We start from the raw sequence: 21,756 nt of genomic DNA on the forward strand, positions 1-21,756 counted from the left end.
CACCCTCACCCTAACCCTCTCCCGCACGCGGGAGAGGGGACAAGGCAAGAGCGCGTCACGATCAATTCGCCACCACCTGGAAGCGCGCACCGGCCGAGCGCGAGAACACGCGCCGGTCGTACATCGCCTCGCCGTACGCGGCCGGCACCACGTAGTCGCCCACGTTGGTGGCGCGCGCCTTGTAGGTCACTTCGAGCAGGTCCTTGTTGACGCTGCCGTAGAACACGACGCGGTCTTCGCGGATGTCCGCGTACTGCACCTTCCACGAGCCGCCGCCACCGAGGCGCTTCTTCCAGATCGGCGCGTCGGCATTCGCATCGTCGTCGTCGCCCACGGCCTGCAGCACCGGCTCCAGCCCGCCGGGCAGCACGTCGACCAGCGCCACGTCGTTGATGTTCGCCCGCTCCAGGCTGCGCACGCGCACCCGCACCGTGACCTCCTCGCCGAGCTTCGCCTTGGCGATCGGGTTGCCCTTGGCATCGAGCACTTCGTGGAAGATCTCGAGGCCCTTGTTCACCGCGGTGGCGGGCACGTTGCGCTCGAAGCCCTGTTCGGCCCAGCTGTAGTACAGGTTGAAGTCGCTGTCGTTCGACAGCTTCAGCTTGGCGGTGCCGGCCGGCACCGCGGCGCGCGTGATCGGGTTGACCGCGCCCAGCGCGAGTGCGGCGGCCTGGCCCTGCGCATTGACAGTGCTCGCCGTGAGCTTGCCTTCCACGTTCTGTCCCACGGCCTCGAAGTACGAGTCGACCGCGAGCAGCATCGAGGCCGACGACAGGCTGTTGTACCAGCCGTCGCGCACCATCGCGCCCATGCCTTCCCATACTGCGGGCTTCAGCGTCTTCAGGCGCGACGGGAAGTGGCGGCCCACGAGGTGCAGCGTCATGCTGTCGTGCACCAGCGGGTCGTAGTAGGTGCCCCAGACGTTGCGGCGCTGCTTCTTCTCGGTGCGCGCGAGCAGGTCGGCCCACACCGGGTTGAGCAGCTCGTTGGCCACCTGCTCCTGCTTCACGAGCTGGTAGCTCGCGGCAAGGTAGACGGCGCCGAGGTCGTCGCTCCAGCCCTGCGTCTGCTTGCTGCGCCATGCTTCGCGCAGGTTGGCCAGTGCGGCCGGCGCGATGATGCCCTGGCGCGTCAGCAGGTAGGCCGCCTGCGTGCGCTGGCGCCAGCCGTCGAGCGATGCGTCGCCGCTGCCGAGCCAGCCCTGCAAGTAGGCATTGGCCTTCTGCAGCAGGTCTTGCGGCACGGGCAGCTTGTGGTCCTTGGCCTCGACCAGCAGGTGCACGGCGTACAGCGTGGCGAAGGCGTCGGTGCCCGCACCGGGCCACAGCGAGAAGCCGCCGTCGGCCGTCTGCCGTGCGCGCAGCTGCACGAGGTAGCGCTCGAAGGTCTTGCGCGCCTCGGGCAGCGGACCCTGCTCGGCCGTGCGCCCGCGCGCCATTTCCTTCACCAGCTCGGGACGGCCCGAGAGCAGCACTGCCGGGAAGGTCTGGCTCGTGATCTGCTCGGTGCAGCCGTGCGGGTAGGCCTCCAGGTACTGCATGAGGCCGGTGGCAAAGGACCACGGCGCGGCCGACACGGCCACGTCGCTCTGGCGGAAGTTCGGGTACAGATCGGCCTGGCTCGAGATTTCTCCCGCGCGCTGGAAGCTGCCGGCCTGCACCAGCGTGACGAAGGGCGATGCAGGCCGCACGCTCACTTCGGTCGACAGGCGCGCGTTGAAGTTCTTGTGCGTCGACGTGAACACCAGCGCCGAAGAACCCAGCACGGCCTGCTCGCCCGGCTTGGCGCGCACGCTGAACTTCGTGCTCGCCTCGCCGCGCTCGTTGACCTTGAGCGTCTGTGTGGCATCGCCCACCACTTCGAGCCCGCCGGAGGCGGTGAGCGTGAGCGCGATGGGCACTTCCTTGCCCGAGCCCACGATGTTGTTCGCGAGGCCCACGCCCACTTCGACCGTGTCACCGGGCGCCATGGCGAGCGGCGCGTTGGGCAGGATCACCATGTCGCCGCGCACCACGGTGCGGGTGCTCTTGGCGGCGGTGGTCTCGTCGTTCACCGCGACGGCCATCACGCGCAGGCTGCCGTTGAAGCTCTCGGGCACGGCGTAGCTGAACTCGCGGCTGCCGTTCACATCCACCAGCCCCGACCAGAAGGCCACCGGCTTGTCGCGCTTGCGCTTGAACGGGTTCAGGTGCTTGCCGAGTTCGCCTTCGCCGTCACCGCCGGGCGCGGCGCCCTGCATGAGCTTCTTGAACTCCGGCAGGATCAGGTCGAGCGTCTGCAGCGTGCCGACTTCGAGCGCGCGCTTCTGGAAGAAGTGCTTGAGCGGATCGGGCGTCTTGTAGCGCGCCACCTGCAGGATGCCCTCGTCCACCGCGAAGACCACGGCGCGCGTGGGCTTGTCGCTGGTGAGCTTCATCTTCACGGTCTGGCCCGGCTTCACCAGTTCGCTGCTGGTGAGCTGCAGGTTGGCGGTGCGCTTGGTCAGCGCGGTGGCGAAGGGCACGACGCCGTACGACAGCGGGCTCATGTAGACCTCGTCCGAGGCCGGGTCGCGCACGAAGTGCACGTTGATGTAGCCGGTGCCCTCGAAGTCCTTGGGCAGCACGATCTTCTGCACCGAGGCGGTCTTGTCGGTCTTGAACCATGCATGGGCGTAAACCTTGTCGCGCTCGATGGTGATGAGGCCGGCGCCCACGTAGGGCGCGCGGATGCTCACCGCGATCTCCTGCCCGGGCTCGTAGTCCTTGCGGTCGAGCGTGAGCTGCAGTTCGGCATTGCGGTCGAGCGAGCGCGAGACGTTGGCGTTGCCGGCCACGCTGTATTCCACGCGGTTGAGCTCCAGCCCGTCGGCGTTGCGCACCACGTAGGCGAAGTTGCCGGGGGCGCCGGTGTCCAGCGCCACGGTGTTGCCGGCGGCAACGATGGCGAAGGGCTTCTCGTCGAGCACGATCTCCTTGCGGCGCGACTCGTAGCGGTACAGGCCGCTGTCCTGCTTGATGAGCACCGACAGCACCTTGCGTTCGACGCGTTCGATCTTCAGGCCGGGCACGGCTGTCTTCCTGGCCTGCGGGTCGATCGCGATCACGGTGGCACTGCGAGCGGCGCCCTTGCTCACGTAGCCGACGTCGCCGTCGACCTTCACGCCGACAAGGTAGGGCATGTCGCTCACCAGCGTCTGCGCCTCGGCCGACACGCTGCGCCCACCCTCGGGCTCGAAGGCCTTGGCCAGCACGTGCACCTGGTAGGTGGCGGCGTCGAAGCGCGACAGGCGCAGGTCGAATTCGGCCTTGCCGTCGGCGCTGGTCTGCACGCTGCCCAGATCGTCGGCCTGCCTGTCGGCAGCGCGCTGCGGATCGAAGAAGGCGTAGTCGGTGAACGCGCGGAACACCGGGAAGCCGGGGCTCAGCGTGAGCGTGCCTTCCACCTTGCGGTCGGGCGCGGGCGTGCCGAAGAGGTTCTGCACGTCGATCAGCGCCTTCAGGTCCTTGGGCTTGACCCAGCCTTCGGCCACTTCGCTGCTGAGCTTGGCCGTGACCTTGGTGCGGTCGGGCAGGAACTCCTGCACCTTCACGGTGGTGCTGCCGATCAGCAGGCCTTCGACCTCGGGCGTGCCGGGCGACGATTCGCGCGGCAGGTAGAGGTTGACGGTGTAGTTGCCGGTCGGCGAGCTGTCCTGCGTGGTGTGGGCGATTTCCGCGGCGCCGCCGGGGCCGAGCTTGAGCTTCTCGCGGCGCACGCTGAGGCCGCGCGCGTCGATGATCTCGGCTTCGAGCGGCAGGTCGCGCAGCGAGGTGGCCCAGTTGCCGGCCTTCACCATCATCGCGATGTGCATCGTGTCGCCCGGGCGGTAGATGCCGCGATCGCTGAAGACGTAGGCCGTCATCTGGTTCGGCACGCCGGCCGCGCGCAGGCCGCCGACGTCGAAGCGCGAGATGTCCAGCGTGCGGTCGCTGCGGTTGAAGGGCAGGAAGCTCAGGTCGCCGTCCTTGCGCACGACCAGCACCACCGGTGCCTTCTCGCGCTGGTAGCCGGCGAGGTTGGGCAGCTTGGCCGCGCCCGTCGCGTCGGTGGCCTGCGACGCCACGATCATGCCGTTGCGGCCCCACACTTCGACCAGTGCACCGGCCACGGGCTGTCCGTTGGCAATGCTCTGCACGAACACGTCGCGCGTACCGTCGAGCGACTTCTTGGCGACGATGCCCAGGTCGGTGACGAGCACGAGGCGCTGGTCGAGCTGCTGCTCGGGGTTGCCGCCCTCGCCGTTGCCTTCTTCCTCGTCCGGGGACTGCTGCTGTTCGTCCTCGGGTTGGGCTTGCGCATCGCCTTCGGGCTTCTTCTTGGCCTTGGGGTCGTAGCCCTGTACCTTGAGCAGGAACACGCCGCGCCGGTCGGACGCGTCGCTGCGCAGGTACTCGGCGAAGTCGACGGTCTCGTAGTGCGCCTTGCCGGCGGGGATGCTGAGCGGGATCTCCTTCTGGAAGCGGTCGACGAGGTTGTCCGACTGCAGGCCGCCGTAGAACTGCGGATGCGCGAAATCACCATTGGTCTGCGTCACCAGGTGCTGCAGCTGCTGCGGCAGCAGGCGGCCGATTTCGAGGCGGATGCCGGGCAGGTCGCGCACCAGGATCGGCAGCTTGCGCTCGCCCGACAGCGCGAGCAGCGAGCCCTGGCTCATGATGGTGAGCTCGGGCGCGAAGGTCTTGAGCAGCAGCACGTCCTGGCGCGCCGCGCCGAGCTGGTAGCCGCCGGGCGTCTTCAGGCCCTTGGCCACGCGCACCAGCAGGTAGCGCCCGCCCTCGGCCTGCGGCATGCGGAAGCTGACCATCTCGGTCACTTCGCGCTCGCTGGCGATGGGCTGCAGGCTGATCTTCTTCGCGCGGCGCAGCACGGCGTCGGTGATCTTCGCGGGCTCGGCCGACCAGTCGAACTTGTCGTCGGGATCGCCCTTGGCTTCTTCCGTGGCCGGCAGCAGCCAAGCCTGCAGCACGCGCGCCATTTCGCGTTCGTGCACCGGCATCGAGGCGGTGACGTGCATCACGTGCTCGGGTTCGCCGTTCTCGCCGGTGACGATGGTGGGCTCGATGCCGGCGATGGCCAGGCTGAAGAGGCCGGGGATGTCGACCGCGCGGGACTGGTCGTTGCGCAGCGCGGGACCGCCCTTCTGCGCGACCGTGCCAGCCGTGAGGCTGAGAATCGCTGGACGCGTCTTCTCGGGAATCGGCAGCGGCTCCGACTGCAGGGTGGCATTGAGGCGCAACCTGTCGTAGCTGACCGTGAACTTCTCGCTCGCGCACTTGCCGACGCTGAAGATCGAGCTGCTGCAGGGCTGGTCGTAGGTCAGCACCAGGCGCTTTTCGAACTCGGCCGTGTTGACGGGGTGCGAGAAGCGCACCTGGAAAAGCGCGCGGCGTACGTTGGCCTGCACCGGGTCCTGGTAGAACTCGGCGCTGGCGATCTGGGCTGTGAATTCGGGCGAGGTGAACTCGTACTTGCGCTGCGCCATCTCGATGTGCGGCGCGAGCGCGTTGCCGGCGATCTGCACCTTGTAGGGCTGGCCGATGGGCCAGTCCTGCACGGGCAGGAATTCGAGGCGGTTCTGTTTGGTCCAGCTCCAGCGGCCGGCAATGGCGGGCTCGATGGTGACGCCGGTGGCCTCCTGGCCGACGCGCGCAATGGGCGCGACCGAGGCGGAGAAGTTCATGACGAAGGGGTTCGGCCCCTTGTCGAGCTCGATCTGGGTGCGCTGCGGCGGCTCGGTCTTCGCGGTGGCGACGACGGGCTCGACGCGGTCGGGCGTGAGGCCGTGCCACCACTTCAACACATGGGGGCTCGCCATCCAACCGGCCAGCACCAATAGGAGAAGCAGCACCAGCCACGCCAACCGCTGCTGCAGCCACTGCAATCCGAGCAGCACGAAGGCGCCGGCAATGCGCAGCCAGCCCGGCGGCCGCCAGGAACCGATGAGCCCGCGGGCCAGCGGACGCAGGAAGCCGAGCACGCGGCCCAGCCCGGTGAAGAGCACGTCGCTGAGCGACGCGAGTTTTCTGTTGGCGACTTGAAGCATGGAAGCTCCCCCGATGTTTTTGTTGGCGTTCGCGAGTTTGCCGACCGTCTGTGAAGCAATGGCGCCGTGTGTGAAGTCCGCGTGAAAACTGCACGGGGCTGCGCCGGGGCCAATTCAAGGATTCATGGTGCGTTTGCTTTGCTGGGTGTTTTTTCAGGGTGAGTGCGAAGGACACCGGGTGCCCCGTCCGCGAATGTCCACCGGCCTGCGGCCTCCTCCTTTATTTCGCTGCGCAGAGCACCCCGTCGGCGTGACTGCACCTCGGACGCCTCATGCCGCCGCCGCGCCCGTTCCCGCGAGGTGCCCACGCGTGAACGCCTCCTCGAAGATCGAGTAGCCCGACCAGTCGGCATGCGCGAACGACAGGCGTCCCGCGACGACGCTGCCGCGGTGCGCCGCGTCCTGTGCCGTGCGCTGCGAGCCGATCTGCGCCAGCAGCCCCGGTTTGGGGATGGACATGGCGTGCCCATAGCGCGTGACGTCGATGCGCGCGGCGAGCGAAGGCAGGTCGGGGTGCGGCACCGACAGCTCTGCGAGCAGGTCGTCGCGCCAGCCGCTCCACGGCCGATCGAACAGCAGCTTGCGACCGTCCGTCGCGTCGTAGCCGCTCGGCCCCAGGGGGCGGTACCAGCTGAGGACGGTGCCGCGCGGCGTGGGGTCGAGCGACTGGTGCCGCGCGTCGACGTAGCCGAGGCCGCGCGTGCCGTGGATCACGTTGTCCCAGCTCGGCGCCGCGCCATGGCGGTCGGCCAGCGGGCCGCGCAGGTGGATGTTGGCCACGAGCCAGGGCGCGTAGCGCACGTGGGCCGCGGCGTTCTTCAGCACGGCCGGCGGGTTCTCGACCACGCGCGCGGCGATGAACACGGGCAGCGCGACGATGCAGCGCTGGGCCTGCCAGCGCACGAGCGATTTCGTGGCCGCATCCCACGCGTCGACCTCGACGCCGTCGCGCACCTCGGCGATGCGCGTGACGGCCTGGCCGGTACGCAGCCGGTCGCCGAGCGGCCTGGCCAGCTGCTTCGTGAGCCAGCCGTTGCCTTCGGGCCAGGTGAGGATGCCGTCGCGCTCGGGGCTCGAATCGTTGACGCTGCCGGTGGGATCGCCGGGCGCATGGAAGCCGTGGCGGCTCGCGAAGTAATGGATGCCGGCCCAGGCCGAGACGTGTTCGATGCCTGCGCCGTAGTCGTCGCGGCAGCAGTAGTCGAGATACCAGCGCAGCTGCGCGTCGCTGAATCCTTCGCTGTCGAGCCAGCCCGCGAAGGTGATGGCGTCGAGCGCCAGCAGCTCGGGCGTGACGGCGACCTTGAGCGTGGGAATCGCAAAATGCGCCGCGTGCTGCAGCGCATCGATGCGCTGCGCGAACTTGCGGTACTGCGCGAGCGAGCCTTCGCCCACGCCGTGCATGGGCAACAGGCCGTCCTGCCACTCGCCGCGGAAGAACAGGCGCTCCTGCGGGCTGTGGCAGAGCGTGGCCTCGTCGTATTCCCAGCGGCCCGCCACGCGGCGGCGCAGGCCGAGTTCCTCGAGCAGGTCCTGCACTTCGCGCGCGTCGTCGCCCGGCACGGGCAGGTAGTGCGCACCGAGCGGGCAGGCGATGCCGTTGACCACGCCGCCGCGTGCGTTGCCGCCGGCGGTGTCCTCGAGCTCGAGCAGCGTGAAGTCGTCGATGCCCGAGAGCCGCAGGGCGCGTGCAGCCGCAAGGCCCGCGACGCCGCCGCCTGCGATCACCACGCGCGTGCGCTTCACGACGGCGGGCGCCTGGCTCTTGAGCGCGCCATCGCGCATCGCGTGGCCGCGCGCCATGTCGATGCCGGTGAAGCCACCTTCGATGGGCGTTGGCGGCGCCTCGCAGCCGGCAAGCGCCAGCGCGCCTGCCGCCATTCCGAGAAATTCGCGCCGTTGCATGACTCAGCTAGTGCGCCATCACCTTGCCCCACTCCTGCTCGTAGGTGGTGACAAGGGTCTGGTTCGACAGCCGGTTCACTTCGGCCGGCACGCGCGCCATGTCGAGCGGAAAGTCGAACATCAGCGGCAAGGTGGAAGGCGAGAGGAAGCGCAGGCCCGAAGGCAGCGCATCGGGCATGCGGTAGGGCCGCCGGCTCGCGATGATGTAGCCCCATTCGCCGAAGCTCGGCACATGCGCGTGGTACGGCGTGGCACGCAGGCCCACCGATTCGATGGTGGTGGCCACGGTCCAGTAGCTCTTGCGCGCCACCAGCGGCGAGGTGGTCTGGATCACCGCATAGCCGCTGGCCGAAAGGCGCCTCTCGAGCAGCGCGTAGAAGCTGTTGGTGTAGAGCTTGCCGATGGCGAAGTTGGTCGGATCGGGAAAGTCCACCACGATGACGTCGAAGGTGTCCCCGGGCTGCTGCAGCCACTGGAAGGCGTCGGTGTTGACGATCTTCACCTTGGGCGACGAGAGCGAGTGGCCGTTGAGCGCGGCCAGGGTCTCGTGCTCGGTGAAGAGTTGGGTCATGTTCGGGTCGAGCTCCACGAGCGTGACCGACTCGACCGAGGGGTACTTGAGAATCTCGCGCACCGCCATGCCATCGCCGCCGCCCAGCACGGCAACCTTCTTCGGCGCGCCCTGCGCGGCCATCACCGGATGCACGAGCGCCTCGTGATAGCGGTATTCGTCGCGCTCGGCGAACTGCAGGTTGCCGTTGAGGAACAGCCGGTGCCCGAGCAGCCCCCGCGTGACGACGATGCGCTGGTAGGGCGAGGTGGCACTGAAGACGATGCGGTCCTGGTAGAACTTGTCCTCGGCCAGCGTGGTGATGTGATCGGCCCAGGCGAAGGCCGCGACCAGCGCGGCCAGCGCGAGAAAGCACGCGACCGCATGCGCGCCGACGCGGCGCAGTTCATGCCGGAACAACCACAGCGCCCACACCGCCACGGCCGCGTTCATGAAGCCGAACAGCAGGCCGGTGCGGATCATGCCGAGCTGCGGCACGAGGACGAGCGGGAACGCCACCGACACCGCAAGCGCGCCGAGGTAGTCGAAGGTGAGCACCTGCGACACGAGGTTCTTGAGCACGATGTTGCGCTTCAGGATGCGCATCACCAGCGGAATCTCGAGCCCCACCAGCGTGCCCACGACCGTCACGAGGCCGTACAGCAGCAGCCGGAAGGCGCTCGGCACGTACGCATTCGCGAGGAACAGGATCGCCGGCAGCGCACCGCCGATCAGCGCCACCATCAGTTCGATGCGAAGGAAGTGCGCCGGCAGCTGCCGCTCGAAATAGCGTGAGAGCCATGAGCCCACACCCATCGCGAACAGGTAGGTGCCGATGATGGTGCTGAACTGCAGCACCGAGTCGCCGAGCAGGTAGCTGCTCAGCGCGGCCGCGCTCAATTCGTAGACAAGCCCGCAGGCGGCGACCACGAACACGCTGGCGAGCAGCGCGATCTCCACGGGTTGCGGCCCCCGCGCATCCGGGGTGCGCGCGGGCAGGGCCGCGTCGCTCAATGGATTGCTGCGGCGACGATGATGCTGATGCCGAGGCTCATCGCGGCAACCACCAGCCCCAGCGCCACGTTCTGCTTCTCGACGATCTCGCCCCACAGGTCATACGGCGTGATCTTGTCGATGATCAGGAAGCAGAGCCAGAAGACCAGGACGCCGATCAGCGCATACACGAGCGATCCGAGGACCACGCCCGGTTTCAGCCATTCAAATCCCATGATGAGGACCTCCAGTCAAAGTTGATTCAGTTTGCACCCAGTCACCGCACAACGCGCGCCAGAACTGGCGCCCCCCAAGTCGGGGAACACCGCAGAACCGGCTTCGCCGGGCTGCAGGTGTTGCCCCCGGTGAGGGGGAAGGCGAAGCGACACGAAGTGCGCGAAGCCTGGGGGGCGGTCATTTGTGCCCGCCGCCACTCGAATAGCCGCCGTATGACCCGCCCGAGCTGCGGTAACCGCCCGTGGAGCCGCTGGTACTGCTGCAGGTGCTCATGATGATCAGCACGATGATGATCACGACGACGATGAGGACGATGGTGCCGCAGCCCATGCCGGATGCGGCACTCACGGGCAGCGCGTCGGTGCGCTTGAACATGTCCTTGCGCGCGTCGAGCTTGAAGGCGGTGGCCACCAGGCCGCTGTCGAGCTTGCTGCCCGACGACCACGTGAGTTCGTTGGCCGAGCGCTCCATCGACAGCAGTGCGCCGCCGCTGGCGAAGTCGCGGTTGAAGGTTTTCTGCCCGCGCTCGACCTGCCAGTAGAACTCGCCCGCCACGTAGGTGGTCTCGGCGTTGTAGGCGTACTGCTGCTGGTAGCGCTTGTTGAGGTAGGTGGCGGTGTTGCCGCTCTCGGCCATCACGGGCGCGCCGGTGGTCGGCTTGACCATGCTCCAGCCGTCCTCGGCGTCCACCAGGAAGCTGAAGCCGCGCTTCTTGTTGTAGAGCAGGTACTCGTCCCAGCCGAACAACTCGTCGTCGCCGGGCGCGCTGCCCATGCGGTGCTGGAAGCCGACCACCTGCCACTGCGCGCCCTGCAGCTGGCCCATGCTGCCCAGCGCGATGAGCGGGCGCACGGGCTCGTCCTGCGTGGCGTGCTTGAGCTCGCCGCCGATGCCTTGCGACAGGTCGATGATGCTGTTGCACGAGCGGCAGGTGATGCTCTTGCTGTCGGCGAGGTTGACGGTGACGGGCGAGCCGCAGTTGGGGCAGTTGAAGCTGCGGCCCTTTTCGTCCTTTGCGGATTCCTCGCGCAGGCCGGTGAGCTGCAGGTCTTCGAGCTGCACCGAGCGGCCGAGGTAGCTCGCGGGCGGCTGCGTGCCGTAGTCGATGCTGAGGACCAGGCCCTTGTCGTTGCGCAGCTCGACCATCGCGAAGGAACGGCCGAGCTCGGGCAGGTGCGGCAGTTCGCCCTGCGCGGAGGTCAGCGCAACCTGCTCGTTCGAGGTGACGGCGTAGCTCTGGCCCGCGAAGGCGGTGGTGGCGCCCACGCGCAGTTCGTTCCAGGGCGGTGCGGTGCGCTGCAGGTCGAAGGGCAGCGCGAAGACGTAGGCACCGTTGTCCTCGCTGAGCACGCCGGTGCGGTCGCCGTCGAGCGCGGCGATCCACTCGGTCCAGCGGCCGCCGGGGTAGGTGTACTGCAGCCGGCCGATCAGCGTGAAGGGCTTGTCCTGGATGCGGCCGGCGGCGAACAGCTGCAGCGGGCTGAAGTCGTCGAACAGCTCGGCCATCTTGCCGGTGCGCGCGAGCGTGTCGCCCTGTCGCACGACGGTGCTCTGGCAGTAGGGGCAGACCGCGTGCGTCGACTGCGCCGAGCGGAATTCGACGGGCGCGCCGCAGCCAGGGCAGGGCGCGCGGTAGTAGCGTTGGTTGCCGGTTTCCTCAGCCATGGCGGCTCAGGAGATCGACGGCTGTAACCACGGATGCAGTTGCGGGAAACACCACGGAACCGGCTTTGCCGGGCCGTCGGTGTTGCCCCCTGCAAGGGGGGAGGAGAAGCGACACGAAGTGCGCGAAGCCTGGAGGTTAGACCAATACTGGGGTCAGACGAGCTTTTTGAGGAGTTCCACCTTCTTGGCGTCGAACTCTTCCTGCGTGAGGATGCCCTTGGCCTTGAGTTCGCCGAGCTTCTCGAGCGTGGTCATCACGTCGGTGGGGCTCACCACGGCCACGGCCGGCTGCTGCTGCGTCGCCGCAGCTTGGGCGGCCGCATTCGGGCTCAGGCCCTGCGCGAGGTTCTGCGCCAGCACCTGGCCGAGCGCCACGCCGGCACCCAGGCCCATCGCGTCGCCCGCGATGCCGCTGCCGCCAGCGGCGCCTTCTGCGAATTTGGGAATGGCCTGCGCGGTCTGGTACTGCATGAACTTGCCCATGTCGTTGCCGACCATGCCCATGCCGATCTTCTGGTCGAGGATCTTCTGCAGCTCTTCGGGCAGCGAGACGTTCTGCACCGTGATGTTCTCGAGCTTGATGCCGATCTTCCCGAACTCGGGCACCAGCTGCGCGGCGAGCGCCTGCGCAAACTGGATCTGGTTGGCCGCGAGGTCGAGGAAGGGCACGCCGCTCGAAGCGATGGCGTTGCTGATGTTCTGCAGTACCAGCCCACGCAACTGGCCGTCCAGGTCGGCCACCGAATAGATGTCGCGCGTGCCGGAGATCTCGGTGTGGAAGGCCTTGGCGTCGCCGATGCGGAAGCTGTAGTTGCCAAAGGCGCGCAGGCGCACGGCGCCGAAGTCCTTGTCGCGGATGGTGATCGGCTGGGGCGTGCCCCACTTCTGGTCGACCTGCTGGCGGGTGCTGAAGAAATAGACGTCGCTCTTGAAGGGGGACTCGAAGAGCTTGTCCCAGTTCTTCAGGTACGTGAGCACGGGCAGCGTCTGCGTCGTGAGCTTGTACATGCCGGGGCCGAACACGTCGGCCACCTTGCCTTCGTTGACGAAGACGGCAACCTGCGATTCGCGAACGGTGAGCGAGGCGCCGTTCTGGATTTCCATCTCGGCCATCGGGAAGCGCCAGGCCAGCGTGCCGTCGCCGGTCTCGGTCCACTGGATGATGTCGATGAACTGCTTCTTGATGAAATCCATCAGTGCCATGGTCGCTCCTCGTTTTTTCAGGTTTTGTCCGAACCGTGCATATTGCCACACCGGTTTGACGGCGCACCCGGCTTTTCGCCATGGCTACCACCGGCCATGCGACGTATGGCCGGTGCGCAGCGAGGTCTACAATCGGCGCCCCCAGAAGAAGCGCCACCAGGAGCTACGGCACATGTCAGATTCGACCCCCTCGACCTCATCGACTCCCACGCCCGAAGACAAACGCGCCGAGTTGCGACGTGCAGCCCTCGAGTACCACGAGTTTCCCGTGCCCGGCAAGATCGCCATCGCGGCGACCAAGCAGATGATCAACCAGCGCGACCTGTCGCTGGCCTATTCGCCCGGCGTTGCCGCGCCCTGCGAGGAAATCGTCAAGGACCCGGCCAACGCGTTCAAGTACACCTCGCGCGGCAACCTCGTGGCCGTCATCAGCAACGGCACCGCCGTGCTGGGCCTGGGCGACATCGGCCCGCTGGCGTCCAAGCCGGTGATGGAAGGCAAGGGCGTTCTCTTCAAGAAATTTGCCGGCGTGGACGTGTTCGACATCGAGATCGACGAGAAGGACCCGGCCAAGCTGGTCGACATCATCGCGTCGCTGGAGCCGACCTTCGGCGCCATCAACCTCGAAGACATCAAGGCCCCGGACTGCTTCTACGTCGAGCGCGAGCTGCGCAAGCGCATGAAGATCCCGGTGTTCCACGACGACCAGCACGGCACGGCCATCACGGTGGCTGCCGCCATGGTCAACGGACTGAAGGTGGCGGGCAAGAAGATCGAGGAAGTCAAGCTGGTCGCTTCGGGCGCGGGCGCCGCGGCGCTGGCCTGCCTGAACCTGCTGCTGAAGGTCGGCCTGAAGCGCGAGAACGTGTTTGTCACCGACCTCGCCGGCGTGGTCTACGAAGGCCGCACCGAGCTGATGGACGACGACAAGCGCCAGTACATGCAGAAGACCGACGCGCGCACGCTCGCCGAGGTGATCGAGGGCGCCGACGTGTTCCTGGGCCTGTCGGCCGGCGGCGTACTGAAGCCCGCGATGGTCGCCAGGATGGCCAAGCGCCCGGTGATCTTCGCGCTGGCGAACCCGAATCCCGAGATCGCGCCCGAAGACGCCCATGCGGTGCGCGACGACGTCATCATGGCCACCGGCCGTACCGACTACCCGAACCAGGTCAACAACGTCCTGTGCTTCCCGTACATCTTCCGCGGTGCGCTCGACTGCGGCGCGACGACGATCACCGACGAGATGGAAATCGCCGCGGTGCACGCCATTGCCGACCTGGCACAGGCCGAGCAGAGCGAGCGCGTGGCTGCGGCCTACGTCGGTGAAAAGCTGTCCTTCGGCCCCGAATACCTGATTCCGAAGCCCTTCGATCCGCGTCTCATGATGAAGATCGCGCCCGCCGTGGCCAAGGCGGCCGAGGATAGCGGCGTGGCGTCGCGTCCGATCAAGGACATGGACGCCTACCGCGACAGGCTGCAGAGCTTCGTCTATGCCTCGGGCACCACGATGAAGCCGATTTTCGACAGCGCCCGGCGCGCGTCGAAGAAGCGCGTGGCGTACTGCGAAGGCGAGGAAGAGCGCGTTCTGCGCGCCGCGCAGATCGTGGTCGACGAGGGCATTGCGCGTCCGACGCTGATCGGCCGCCCGGCCATCATCGCCCAGCGCATCGAGAAGTTCGGCCTGCGCCTGAAGGAAGAGCTCGACTACGACATCGTCAACGTCGAGCAGGACCACCGCTACCGCGATTTCTGGCAGACCTACCACCGCATGACCGAGCGCAAGGGCCAGACGGTGCAGACCGCCAAGATCGAGATGCGCCGCCGCCTCACGCTGATCGGCGCGATGCTGCTGCACAAGGACGAGGTGGACGGCATGATCTGCGGCACCTGGGGCACCACGCTGATCCACCTGCACTACATCGACCAGGTGATCGGCAAGCGTCCTGGCGGCTGCGAAAGCACGCCGCAGGACGTGCCGGTGTACGCCTGCATGAACGGCCTGCTCCTGCCGGACCGCCAGGTGTTCCTGGTCGACACGCACGTCAACTACGACCCCTCGCCCGAGGAACTGGCCGAGATCACGACGATGGCGGCCGAGGAAATGATGCGCTTCGGCCTGAAGCCGAAGGCGGCGCTGCTGTCGCACTCCAACTTCGGCACCAGCAACGAGCCCAGCGCCATCAAGATGCGCAAGACGCTCGAACTGCTGCGCGTGCAGGCCCCCTGGCTCGAGGTGGATGGCGAAATGCACGGCGACGTGGCGCTCGACAGCAAGCAGCGCGCGATCGTCATGCCGCACAGCGCACTGGCCGGCGACGCCAACCTGTTGGTATTTCCGAACATCGATGCCGCCAATATTTCGTACAACCTGCTCAAGACGGCGGCTGGCGGCAATATCGCGATCGGCCCGGTTCTGCTTGGCGCGGCCAAACCTGTGCACATTCTCACGGCCAGCGCGACTGTTCGACGCATCGTGAACATGACAGCCTTGACAGTGGCTGACGCAAACGCCGAAAGATAGGCCCTTTGGCGAGAGTGGTCGCCAACTTAAAGTACCACTCACTCCCCTTGCGACTGCTCAAACTTTGAGCAGTCGCTTGCTATTTTCGCCAGCGTGGTGCACACTCGCGGGCTTGAATTTGCGGGTTAACCCCGACGTTGATCGCCGATTCGAACCCCCCGCTCTTTTCTTGTGGTGCCCCATGGCGGCTTACGCCTCGATCACGTCCTCGTTCACAAAGTTTGCGCTCACCAGCCTGATGCTGGCAGCGTTGACGACGGGGGCCGAGGCCCGCGGATGGTTCGGCGCCGGAAAAACGTCCGCCGAGGAAACAATTGCACTGTCCGACTTGCCAGTGCAAGGCCAGCGAACCTACCAGGCCATCCTCAGTGGCGGCCCCTTCCGGCATGACAAGGACGGCACCGTGTTCGGCAATCGCGAGCGTCTTTTGCCGCCGGCGCGCCGTGGCCACTACCGCGAGTACACGGTGCAGACGCCCGGTTCACGCAATCGTGGTGCACAACGGATCGTCTGCGGCGGCGAGCAGCGCACGGCGCCCGAGGCCTGCTGGTACACGGCAGATCACTATGCGAGTTTCAGACGGATTGCGCCATGAGCGATGAAAACGACCTGGGCGGCGCCCCGAAGCGCCCCGAAGAAATGATGATGACTATGGAAAGACCAGCGGAGATGACCTTATCCCTTCGTGCCGTACGCCCGAACATCGTGCAATCGATCCGCGCGTTCCGCGTGAGCGACCTGCAGGACGCTGCCAACGCAGCCGGCCAGCACTTCCTGTACGCCAACCTGGGCAACGCCCAGACCAAGCAGGACGTGCTCGACCTGATCGCGCAGCAGTTCACGTTCCCGGCCCACTTCGGGAAGAACTTCGACGCGCTGTACGACTGCATGACGGACCCGTTGCATAAATCGGGCCCACAGCCTGGTTTCGTCATCGTCCTGGAGCAGATTCCGGCCAACGCCAAGTTCGACAAGGAAGCGCGCGAGCAGCTGCTCGACATCTTCCGCGACGCCTCGGACTACTGGGGCGACCGCAAGGTCCCGTTCCGGTGCTTCTATTCTTTTCTGTAGCCCGTTCTGCATCTACCAGCCAAGCAGAACGGGCGAACGAGGCTCAGCCGAACGCTGAAACCCTCGATGGCATCGAAGTGAACCCCAACGCCGCCGCAACGGCCGCCGCCGGCACCGAGCCGGCCGGTGAAAAAATGCCGACCGACAAACTGGTCGACGTGTCGCCCCTGGCGCTGCGCATGAGCAGCCCTTTCAACGCTGGCTACTGGCTCGCCGCCGCGTAATCGGTTCACCCCCCAGGCTGCGCGCACTTCGTGTCGCTTCGCCTACCCCCTTCCGGGGGCGGTGCTGGCCGACCGGCAAAGCCGGATCGGCGGCACCATGGGATTGAAAAAGCCCCGCTTCTGCGGGGCTTTTTCATGGGGGAACAGCTTGGGCCAGGGTGACGTATTCGGCTACCGGCACCTCCTCGGCGCGGCGCTGCGCATCGAATTCGCCTGTGTAGCCGTGCGTTTCCAGCCATTTGCCCAGCGTGTGCCGCAGGATCTTGCGGCGCTGACTGAAAGCCACCTGCACGATCTCGCCGAGCCGCGCCGCATCCACGGCCGGCGGTTCGGCCAGCGGCACCATGCGCACCACGGCGCTGTCCACGCGCGGCGGCGGGTCGAAGCTCTCGGGCGGCACGAACAGCACGTTTTCCATCTCGTAGCGCCACTGCAGCATCACGCTCAGGCGGCTGTAGTCCGAGGTGGCGGGTTTCGCCACCATGCGGTCGATCACTTCCTTTTGCAGCATGAAGTGCTGGTCGGCGACCAGGTGGGCATAGCCCAGCAGGTGGAACAGGATCGGCGTGGAGATGTTGTAGGGCAGGTTGCCCACCACGCGCAGGGGCTTCGACGCCCTGGCCGCGAGTTCGGCGAAGTCCACCTTCAGCACGTCGGATTCGATGACATCGAGCTGCGGGTGCTCGCGCAGGCGCTTGGCCAGGTCACGGTCGAGCTCGATGACCGTCAGTCGGCCGAGCCGCTCGACCAGCGGCTGCGTCAGCGCCGCGAGCCCCGGGCCGATCTCGACCATCGGATCGCCGGGCTGCGGTGCGATCTCGCTCACGATCGCATCGATGATCCCCCCGTCGGACAGGAAGTGCTGCCCGAACCGCTTCCTGGCGATGTGCTGAGCCATACCGTCAAGCCACCGTCAACGAGGAAAAAGGGAAGTTACGCCAGGAACACCGCGGAACCGGCTTTGCCGGGCCGCAGGTGTTGCCCCCTGCAAGGGGGTGGGCGAAGCGACACGAAGTGCGCGCAGCCTGGGGGTGTGCCATCAAGACTGGGGCGGATCGCGGTATTCGACGTAGGCGCGCGCACGCACTTCCTGGACCCAGGTGGTGAAGGCTTCGTCCACGCGCTGTTCGCGCAGCGCGGCGCGCGCGGCTTCGCGCTGCTCCGACTGGCTGAGCTTGGCATCGCGGCGGCCGACCACCTGGATCAGGTGCACGCCGAAGCGCGACACCACGGGGTCGCTGATCTGGCCCGGCGCGAGCCGGTCCATGGCTTCCTCGAATTCGGGCACGAACTGGCCCGGGCGCGACCAGCCGAGGTCGCCGCCTGCCTTGGCGCTGGCGTCCTGCGAGTTGTCGCGGGCCAGGCCGGCGAAGTCGGCGGTGCCGGCCTGCACGCGGCGCTTGAATTCGGCCAGCTGTGCCACCGCCTGCGCCGTGGTGCGCTTGGGATCGTTGAGCAGCAGGATGTGGCGCACCTGAGTCTGCGTGACCGTCGCGTCGCCCGAACCGATCTGCGCCTTGGCCAGCACCTTGAGCACGTGGAAGCCGGCGCTGGAGCGCACCGGCCCGGCGATGCCGTTTACCGCCGTCGATTGCGTGGCTTCGACGAACAGCGACGGATAGCGGTCGGCACTGCGCATGCCGATGGCGCCGCCATTGGCGCGGTCGGGCGAATCGGAGTTCTCGCGCACCAGCTTGGCGAAGTCTTCGCCGGAGCGGGCGCGCTGTGCGAGGTCCTGTGCCTTCTTCTGCGCCGCGGCCACCTGCGCGTCGGTGGCGTTCTCGGGAACGGCCACCAGCACCTGCGCGAGGTTGAGGTTTTCCAGCGCCGCATTCTTGACGGCGAGGTTGCGCTGGTCGCGCAGGTATTCGTCGGCCTCGGCGTCGCTGATCTTGATCTTCGATTCGACCTCGCGGTCGCGCAGGCGCGTGAGCAGCAGCTGATCGCGCAGGTCGTTGCGGAAATCCTGCAGCGCGATGCCCTCGTCGGCCACGCGGCGGCGCAGCTCGACGAGACTGATCTCGTTCTGGCGCGCCACGGTCTGCTCGGCCTGGTCGATGGCCACTTCGTCGACCTTGAGTCCGGCTTCCTTCGCGAGCTGAAGCTGCGCACGTTCCGTGATCAGCCGCTCGAGCACGAGCCGCGTGAGCTCGCCGCGGGGGACGCGTTCGGCGTCGGGGTTCTCCTTGATCAGCCGCGACACGCGCGTCTGCACGTCGGTGTTGGTGATCGGCTCCGAGTTGACCAGCGCAACGATGTATTCGGCCGAGCGCTGCACGGGCGCCGCAGCGGGCGCAGCCGCCGGCGCACGCGCTGCGGGCGGGCCCAGGCGCGGCCCGGCGCGCATGATGTCCGTGATGCCGCTGCCGGCGCGGTAGCCCTGCGCGCCCGAGCTTGCAGCGATTGCCGCGAGGCAGCCCAGGGTGATGATGGAACGGATGTATTTCATGGCGTCGCTCAGTCGTCTCAGTCGTAATTGGTGAAGCGGCTCGGCGCCTCGCCCGGTTGGCGCAAGGGTTCGTAGCGCTGGATGTTCTGCCGCAGGGCCTGCATGGGGCTGGAGCCGATGCTCGAGAAGCCGACGAATTCGAGCTGGAACATGATGCGGGTGTTCGCCGTCACCTGGCCCGTGGTGATGCGTTGCAGCACCACGCGCCCGATCCAGCAACAGCCGTCGTACTCGAAACCGAGCACGCCGTCCGTGAGTTTCTTGTCCTGCAGGCTGTAGTTGAGCCGGCCGACCGCATACCAGCGGCCGCCGCCCTGGCCCTTGCCGGGGCCGAGGTTCTTGCCCTTGTCACCCCAGAGGTCGTTGATCGGCCATTGCCAGCCCACGTCGATCGATTTGTTGCCGTCGGTCGCGGTCGGGGTGCTGGGCGCCTGGTAGCGGAAGGCCGCGCTCAGGTTGTGGTACGGCTCGGGGTTGTAGCGCGCGCTGATGGCCGATCGCTCCGACTTGCGCGTGTCGGGGTTGTACTGCACGACGGTATCCAGGCTCCACTTGGGCGTCCAGTTGATCTGGGCGCCCACGAGCAGGTCGCTCTTGCGGTCGGTCACCGGCGTGCCGCCGGGCAGCGTGACCTTCTGGTCGCTGAAGCGCAGCCGCTGCGCGATGCCGAAGCGTGCGGCCTCGACGCCGGTTGCCGGATCGATCAGGCGCGAGGTCACGCCCAGCGTGAGGGCATTGGTGTCCGAGATGCGGTCGCCGCCCGAAAACGCGTTCTCGGTGTAGATGGTCGCGAAGCTGAAGTCGTTGGCCGCCGAGTCGTAGTTCGGCAGCATGCTCTGGTTGCGGTACGGCGTGTAGACGTAGTACGCGCGCGGCTCCAGCGTCTGGCGGAAGGCGCGGCCGAAGTAGCTGGCGTCGCGCTCGAAGATCAGGCCGCTGTCGAGGCTGAAGGTCGGAACCGTCCGGTTGCTGGAGGTCGGGAAGAAATACAGCGAGTTGGCGTTGTAGGGCACGCCATTGACGTACTGGACCCCGTTGAGCGTCAGCTTCGGAATGTCCGACTGCGGCAGGTAGTAGTTGTACGAGGCCGCGTTCAGCATCAGCTTGGGAATGACGAACGAACTCGGCGTGATGAACGGCCGGCTGATCGAGGCGACGGCCGAGGCGCGGTCGCCGTCGGGTTGCGACTGCTGGGTGGCGTCGTAGCCGGGCTGCCCCGCCAGGATCGTGTTCACGCGAAAGCGCGTGTAGTCCAGGTTGAGCGCCACGTCGAAGCCGTGCCAGTCGTACTTGTTGTAGTTGGCCGTGACCTGCGGCAGCCGGTCGTACGCGGGCACGATCGGTGACAGGTTGTACTGCAGGTTCTGGTATTTCAGAGTGCGGACCATGCCGCTCCAGTCGCCCTTGCTCCAGTTGAGCGATGCGTCGTTGGGCAATTGGCGCTGCGTGAGCGACGGCGTGCGCGTGAAGTCGCGCCAGTAGTCGTTGTCGCTCACCCTGTTGATGGCGATATTGGCGGACAACGAATCCAGGCCCAGCGCCTTGGCATCGAAGTCCTGGTGATGCGTGGCCCACAAGCCCCAGCGCTTGGTGCTGCCGGGCGCCGGGGTCAGGTCCTTGGCCTGGATCTCCCCTTTGGCCAGCTGCTGGAGCTGGCTGGCGCGCAGCTCGTTGTAGCGCTGACCCACGAGCCGGTCGCTGCCCATCAGGTCGAGGCGCATCGTTCCGCTGTAGCCCTTCTCGAGGTAGCGGAACTCGTTGCTGAAATCGACGCCGCGCTTGCTCATGACCGTCGGCGTGAACGTGGCGTCGCGGTTGGGCGCGATGTTCCAGTAGTACGGCTGCGCGATCTCGATGCCGTTGATGTTGTCGATGCCGATGGTGGGCGGCAGCAGGCCGCTCTTGCGCTCGTTCGACAGCGGGAAGCTCACGCTCGGAATCGGCGGCGTGGTGATGCCCATGAAGCTCAGCCGCGCATTCTTGGCCACGCCCTCGTTTTCCTCGGTGTCCGTGGTCATCGTGGTCGCGGTGAGCAGCCAGGCCGGCATCCAGCCCGGGAAGTCCTCGCGGCGGCAGGTGGTGTAGGTGGCTTCGCGGGCCACCGACACGTTGGCGTCGACGAAGTCGATGCGCTTGGCCTCGCCGTGCGCTTCGTTCGCGAGGAACTGGTAGCGCACGTTGTTGAAGAAACCCTCGAAGGTCTCGAGCTTGAGCTGCAGCTCGGGGCCTTCGTACACGTTGCCGGCCTGGTTGACCCGCACGTTGCCGGTGGCCTTGGCGCGGTCGTCCGGCTGGTAGTACTCGAGCCGGTCGGCAGTGATGGACACCGCGCCGCGCCGCAGCGTGGCGTTGCCTTCGACCACGGTCTCGAGGTCGGGCCGGCCGGAGATGCGGTCGCCGGTGATGATGCTGGGCATCTGGCTGCGGTCCGCGGGCGTCAGGGTTTCGGTCAGCAGCGGCGTGCGCTTCAGCGTGAGCGGCCCGTCGAGGTTGCCGGCCTGCTGCGCGGACGCGCCATGCGCGTGCATCAGGGCCAGCGACAGAACGGCCAGCGGCAGCGGCGGGGTGGAGCGCCGCAGGGCGACACGCCGGCGCATCAAGCCACCCGCCCCGCTGTTCCGAGGGAAGCCACCGACTCCCCGAGGGAGAGCGGCAGCGAGCGCACAAGGTGCCAAGCGTGGGGGCTTTGGGTCGTAGGCATCGGTTCGGAACGAAGGATCGTCGGGAGACGGCGCGGCAGGCCGGCGGGTTGCAGGGGCCGGCAGCAACCCGCAGCGGTCGGAAGCCGGCCAAGGGGGATTGCCGCGCCAGGCGGATTTGTAGAATCGATTATCCATGACAGCACCCCCGCCCCCGGCCTCATTGGCCCCAAGC

The 21,756-nt window shown here is 67.1% G+C and carries 13 protein-coding genes; 4 read left to right on the top strand and 9 right to left on the bottom strand.

Annotated features, from left to right (window positions below; translation table 11 throughout):
• Window positions 1-61: 61 nt before the first annotated feature.
• From ACCC97_RS19765 to ACCC97_RS19790, 6 genes are all read right to left on the bottom strand, one after another.
• Window positions 62-6,064, bottom strand: coding sequence for an alpha-2-macroglobulin family protein (locus ACCC97_RS19765; RefSeq protein ID WP_413334545.1), 6,003 nt, complete (start codon window positions 6,062-6,064; stop codon window positions 62-64).
• 270 nt (window positions 6,065-6,334) lie between these two features.
• Window positions 6,335-7,969 carry an FAD-dependent oxidoreductase gene (locus tag ACCC97_RS19770; protein ID WP_413334547.1) on the bottom strand — a complete coding sequence of 545 codons (1,635 nt, stop codon included), beginning with the start codon at window positions 7,967-7,969 and terminating at the stop codon, window positions 6,335-6,337.
• Between the two features lie 7 nt (window positions 7,970-7,976).
• Window positions 7,977-9,533 (bottom strand): polyamine aminopropyltransferase, encoded by a 1,557-nt coding sequence (locus tag ACCC97_RS19775; protein ID WP_413334549.1) that lies wholly within the window; start codon window positions 9,531-9,533, stop codon window positions 7,977-7,979.
• Complete coding sequence (locus ACCC97_RS19780; RefSeq protein WP_007828540.1) at window positions 9,530-9,748, bottom strand: DUF350 domain-containing protein; 219 nt, start codon at window positions 9,746-9,748, stop codon at window positions 9,530-9,532. Before ACCC97_RS19780 ends, ACCC97_RS19775 begins: the two co-directional genes overlap by 4 nt.
• A gap of 178 nt (window positions 9,749-9,926) precedes the next feature.
• The gene (locus tag ACCC97_RS19785; RefSeq protein ID WP_007828538.1) at window positions 9,927-11,414 is read right to left on the bottom strand and encodes a DUF4178 domain-containing protein; all 1,488 of its coding nucleotides are present in this window, start codon (window positions 11,412-11,414) and stop codon (window positions 9,927-9,929) included.
• A gap of 153 nt (window positions 11,415-11,567) precedes the next feature.
• Window positions 11,568-12,617 (bottom strand): SPFH domain-containing protein, encoded by a 1,050-nt coding sequence (locus ACCC97_RS19790; RefSeq protein ID WP_007828536.1) that lies wholly within the window; start codon window positions 12,615-12,617, stop codon window positions 11,568-11,570.
• Between the two features lie 172 nt (window positions 12,618-12,789).
• Between ACCC97_RS19790 and ACCC97_RS19795 the strand changes: the two genes are divergently transcribed.
• From ACCC97_RS19795 to ACCC97_RS19810, 4 genes are all read left to right on the top strand, one after another.
• Window positions 12,790-15,138, top strand: a complete 2,349-nt coding sequence (locus ACCC97_RS19795; RefSeq protein WP_007828534.1) for an NADP-dependent malic enzyme — start codon at window positions 12,790-12,792, stop codon at window positions 15,136-15,138.
• A gap of 181 nt (window positions 15,139-15,319) precedes the next feature.
• Window positions 15,320-15,733 carry a ribonuclease domain-containing protein gene (locus ACCC97_RS19800; RefSeq protein WP_007828532.1) on the top strand — a complete coding sequence of 138 codons (414 nt, stop codon included), beginning with the start codon at window positions 15,320-15,322 and terminating at the stop codon, window positions 15,731-15,733.
• A 50-nt stretch (window positions 15,734-15,783) separates the two neighbouring features.
• Window positions 15,784-16,209, top strand: a complete 426-nt coding sequence (locus ACCC97_RS19805; RefSeq protein WP_157610139.1) for a barstar family protein — start codon at window positions 15,784-15,786, stop codon at window positions 16,207-16,209.
• Window positions 16,210-16,286: 77 nt separating this feature from the next.
• A complete protein-coding gene (locus tag ACCC97_RS19810) occupies window positions 16,287-16,433 on the top strand; it encodes a hypothetical protein (RefSeq protein ID WP_162130814.1) in 147 nt (48 codons plus the stop codon).
• A 133-nt stretch (window positions 16,434-16,566) separates the two neighbouring features.
• Here ACCC97_RS19810 and rsmA read toward each other — a convergent pair whose 3' ends face one another.
• From rsmA to ACCC97_RS19825, 3 genes are all read right to left on the bottom strand, one after another.
• Window positions 16,567-17,331, bottom strand: coding sequence for a 16S rRNA (adenine(1518)-N(6)/adenine(1519)-N(6))-dimethyltransferase RsmA (gene rsmA, locus ACCC97_RS19815; RefSeq protein WP_007828527.1), 765 nt, complete (start codon window positions 17,329-17,331; stop codon window positions 16,567-16,569).
• A 141-nt stretch (window positions 17,332-17,472) separates the two neighbouring features.
• Complete coding sequence (locus ACCC97_RS19820) at window positions 17,473-18,882, bottom strand: peptidylprolyl isomerase (RefSeq protein WP_007834884.1); 1,410 nt, start codon at window positions 18,880-18,882, stop codon at window positions 17,473-17,475.
• 17 nt (window positions 18,883-18,899) lie between these two features.
• The gene (locus ACCC97_RS19825) at window positions 18,900-21,479 is read right to left on the bottom strand and encodes an LPS-assembly protein LptD (RefSeq protein ID WP_413334552.1); all 2,580 of its coding nucleotides are present in this window, start codon (window positions 21,477-21,479) and stop codon (window positions 18,900-18,902) included.
• Between the last annotated feature and the right edge of the window lie 277 nt (window positions 21,480-21,756).

Origin of the sequence: Variovorax sp. Varisp85 (assembly GCF_047304045.1) — a bacterium.
Classification (GTDB): domain Bacteria; phylum Pseudomonadota; class Gammaproteobacteria; order Burkholderiales; family Burkholderiaceae_C; genus Variovorax.

Excerpts from the sequence above, each read along its gene's own strand:
- ACCC97_RS19770 (WP_413334547.1), bottom strand. The coding sequence starts at position 7,969 with ATGCAACGGCGCGAATTTCTCGGAATGGCGGCAGGCGCGCTGGCGCTT.
- ACCC97_RS19780 (WP_007828540.1), bottom strand. The coding sequence starts at position 9,748 with ATGGGATTTGAATGGCTGAAACCGGGCGTGGTCCTCGGATCGCTCGTG.
- ACCC97_RS19795 (WP_007828534.1), top strand. The coding sequence starts at position 12,790 with ATGTCAGATTCGACCCCCTCGACCTCATCGACTCCCACGCCCGAAGAC.
- ACCC97_RS19790 (WP_007828536.1), bottom strand. The coding sequence starts at position 12,617 with ATGGCACTGATGGATTTCATCAAGAAGCAGTTCATCGACATCATCCAG.
- ACCC97_RS19765 (WP_413334545.1), bottom strand. The coding sequence starts at position 6,064 with ATGCTTCAAGTCGCCAACAGAAAACTCGCGTCGCTCAGCGACGTGCTC.
- ACCC97_RS19805 (WP_157610139.1), top strand. The coding sequence starts at position 15,784 with ATGACTATGGAAAGACCAGCGGAGATGACCTTATCCCTTCGTGCCGTA.
- rsmA (WP_007828527.1), bottom strand. The coding sequence starts at position 17,331 with ATGGCTCAGCACATCGCCAGGAAGCGGTTCGGGCAGCACTTCCTGTCC.
- ACCC97_RS19825 (WP_413334552.1), bottom strand. The coding sequence starts at position 21,479 with ATGCGCCGGCGTGTCGCCCTGCGGCGCTCCACCCCGCCGCTGCCGCTG.
- ACCC97_RS19800 (WP_007828532.1), top strand. The coding sequence starts at position 15,320 with ATGGCGGCTTACGCCTCGATCACGTCCTCGTTCACAAAGTTTGCGCTC.
- ACCC97_RS19785 (WP_007828538.1), bottom strand. The coding sequence starts at position 11,414 with ATGGCTGAGGAAACCGGCAACCAACGCTACTACCGCGCGCCCTGCCCT.
- ACCC97_RS19820 (WP_007834884.1), bottom strand. The coding sequence starts at position 18,882 with ATGAAATACATCCGTTCCATCATCACCCTGGGCTGCCTCGCGGCAATC.